General features: G+C 72.0%; 2 protein-coding genes. Both read right to left on the bottom strand.

The annotated features are described in order from the left end of the window. A partial coding sequence (locus AC31A1_RS48770) for a hypothetical protein (protein ID WP_489659488.1) occupies positions 1-2468 on the bottom strand: 2468 nt, incomplete at its 3' end. Further along, the coding region (locus AC31A1_RS48765; protein ID WP_489659487.1) for a hypothetical protein at positions 2465-3472 on the bottom strand (1008 nt) is incomplete at its 5' end. The genes AC31A1_RS48765 and AC31A1_RS48770, both read right to left, overlap by 4 nt.

The following is a 3472-nucleotide window of genomic DNA, read 5'->3' as shown; positions in this document are numbered from 1 at the left end:
GCCGACATGTCGCGGGCCAGGGCGGCGGGCGGTGCGGGCACCGGATTCGGATAGGGGTAGCCCAGTGCGGCCACGGCCTCCTGGTGGCTGATCATCTCCTCGTGGCTGAAGTTGGCCAGGCCCGGGCGGAGCCTCTCGCCTCCTTCGGTCTGGGAGATGGCCGCGTACAGGTCGCGGCGCTGACCGTCCGGTGCCTCGCGCACGGCCTTCCTGAGGCAGTACGCGTCCATCGGCGTGGACGCCAGCATGTAATCCGTGATCTCGTCCAGCAGTTGCAGGGAGAACCTGCCGCCCACGGAACCGCCGACGATGGCCCGGCCCATCTCCTCGTAGCCCGGTGTCTCCTTGCGTGCGGCCCCACGGAAGTCGCACACGGCACGGAGCCAGCCGAGGTGCGGGCGATGGCTCAGTTCCGTCACCAGGTCGGCGGGCAGGTCGAGTTCGAGCCAGCGACGGTGGTCGTGCGTGAGCCGCCGGTCGAGGGAGTTGCACACGTAGGAGGTCGCGACGGCCCGCTCCGCCCTGAGCCGGCTGAGCACCTGCCACGAGCCCTGGTCCGGTTCCTCACCGAGGAGCGCCTCGACCGCGAGCGCGGCCAGCCGGTCGTCCGGTTCGACGCGTCCGATCAGCGCTGCGGCGTAGGCCTCCCGGGTGGCGGGGTCGGAGGTCCGGCGCAGGCTCGGCAGGGACAAGGGGACACGGCCTCCGCCGGCCTCGTCGGCGATCACGGCGGACAGCAGGTCGACGTCCGCGGCGAGGTGCGGTGCGAGGCCGACGCCTCCGGCCGGGGCGAGCCGGTCGAGTGCGGACAGCAGCGTCGACCGGCTCTCCCGGTCGCGGGAGACGAGTCGCAGTGTGGGCCAGATCAGGACGACGACCTCCGGCGTGCGCTCGGTGGCGGCCATGTGCAGCACGGTCCTCCAGGCGTCGTCGGCCGCTTCGAGGAACTCGGCGGCGTCCGCGGGCGTGGCCTGTTCGAGGGGACCGCCGCCGACGAGGGCCGCGGCGAACCGCAGCCATCCTGCCGCCCCCGAACCGGGCTCCCCCGCTGCCCGCGTCACCAGTCGGCGCAGCCGGGCCGGGTCGCGGGTGCTGTCCCTGAGGAACATGCGCAGCCAGGCGCGTCCGGCCTCACGGGAGCGCAGGAGCAGCGCGTCGGCCGGGTCCGACCAGCGGCCGAACTGCTTCTCGGCCATGTAGATCAGGTTGCCGGTCCAGCCGTCATCCCGTGTCCCCTCCACCAGGGAGGTGAACAGGGCGTCGAACGCGCCCGGAGCCCGGGTCTCCACCGTGTCCATCAGACTCAGGAAGTCCTCCGCCTGCTGGAAGGACCCCTGGGTCGCGCCGGCCAGCAGGACGACCTCGGCCAGCAGCCTCGGCGTCAGTGGACTCCAGTGCTGGAGCAGGAGTGTCTCGGCGGTACCGCCGCGTGCGCGGGACGCGTGCCCGGCCAGGAAGGACAGGATCAGCCCGAGCGTCTCCTCGCTCAGACCCTGTACCGGGTACAGCTCCAACACCCGCTGCACTTCGGCGAGTTCGCCGCGTCCTTGACGGAGGTCCGCGACGACGGAGTCGAGGAGGTCGATCTCGCGCAGGATCCGCAGCGCCTCCCGGGAGTCGTGCGCCGCCAGCGGCGCCGTGGCACGCAGCAGATGGTCGATCAGCTCGGTGGCCGAACGCCGTTTGGCGCTCAGTCGCAGCAGTTCGCCGAGATAGGTGCGGGCCACGTCACCGCGTGGTTCGGGCGGGCTGCCCGCCCCCAGCCACACCTCGGCCTGTCCGGTGCGGGCCGCGGACGCGAAGGCGAGCGTGATGTCGTGCTCACCGCCGCCGGCCCAGGTCGCCGCACTGAGCCAGGAGCGGCAGCCGTACGGCAGGAGGGAACAGACGGCGTCGAGAATGAGCACGCGTTCCGCGCCGTCGGGGAGTGCGGCACCGGCCGGCGCGGTGAGGGCCACGCGCTGCCGGTCGAGCAGCAGCGCGGCGACCCGGGCGGCCCACTCGAAGCCCAACCGGTCGACCGTGGCGGCGAGTTCGGGGGCCTGCGTAGGACAGATCGTGAGCGAGACGGGATCACCCTCGGGCGGTTGTGCACCGGCCTCCGCGCGGTCGAGCGCCGACCAGGTCAGTCCGGCGGCACCGGCCCGCGCCCAGTCCAGCAGGAGGAGCCGCCAGGCGTAGCTGGGGGCGCCGGTGCCGTCCGTGCTGCCGTCCCAGGTGGTCCGGACGGCCGCGCAGACCGGGCTGCCGTCGTTGCGCACGGCCCCCAGGAACACCCGCCAGGGCAGACCGTCGGCGGGGTTGCGTTTGTCGGGGACGCCGGTGGCGGCGGCGGCCCACAGGTACTGCTCGGCCCGGGGCTTGGGCAGGCTTCCGTCCAGCACCTGGTATCCCATGTGCCGTCCCGCGTACTTGCCGAGGACCGACCAGTGGGCGTCGAGCTCTACGGCGCCGGGCGCGTCGCTCACCGTCGCCTCCCCCGGCGTCCGGCGCGGTCGCCCCGGATCCGGCGTTCCATGTCGGTCAGTGGCTCCAGGACGTTGATCGGCACGGGTGAGGTGCAGATCCGGGGCTGTCCGCCGAGGGTGTCGACGTTGGCGTAGTTGCGGTAGTCGAAGATGTGCTGCGGGTTCAGCCGGAACCCGATCGCGGACGTCGCGTAGTAGCTGATGCGGTCGGGGTGGAAGAAGTTCGCGAGTCCGTCGCGCACGAGCCGTGCCGTGGCGCCGCGGAACTCGTCGCACAGCCACTGGAAGTAGCCCTGGCTCTGTTCCGCGGGGACCCGGGGCAGTTGCGAACCGACGGAGTCCTGGGTGACCCAGCCGGCTTCCACGGAGGGCCGGAACACGTCCGGGTGGTCGAACTTGGCGACGCAGACCGACACATGGTGCGGCAGTCTGCCCCGGTGCTGTCCGCCGCTGTCCCGTACCCGGGTGCTCAGTTCGCTCAGTGTGGAGTAGAAGAATTTCAGGCTCTCGTTGTCCTTCTCGGCGTCACCGAGCGGGTCGAAGAGGTAGATCAGCCCCTGGGACTTGGCGAGTTGGTCGAGGACCCGTTCGTGGTAGGGATGGCCCGGCCGGTAGGACTCTCCCGGGGCGTCCAGGGTCTCCAGGACGAAGCTGGGTTCACGGGAGCGGCGCATCAGTCCCGATCCCGGTTCCTCGCCCTGGAACGCCCAGCTCATCGTGGTGAGGTCTGCCGTGGCCTGCGGGAAGACCCGCTCGCTGGCCAGGGAGTGCACGCTGTCGCTCAGGAACGTGCCGGCCTCGGGCGTCATGCCGCTCATCACCCAGTTGCCCCGCCCGTGCCGCTGGAACTGCAGGGCGGCGATGGGCAGCGCGGCCAGATAGGTCGTCTTGCCCGACCTCGGCGCTCCCCACAGGCCGATGCGCATCCGGTCCGGCGCCGCGTCCTCACCCTGGGGAGCGGTGGGGATGCGCAGGGGCGCGAGGTTCTCGTCCTGGACCGGGGG

This window comes from Streptomyces sp. P5F9 (assembly GCF_057961495.1).
The sequence above is the reverse complement of the archived record's forward strand: the minus strand, read 5'-3'. Positions and strand labels throughout refer to the sequence as shown.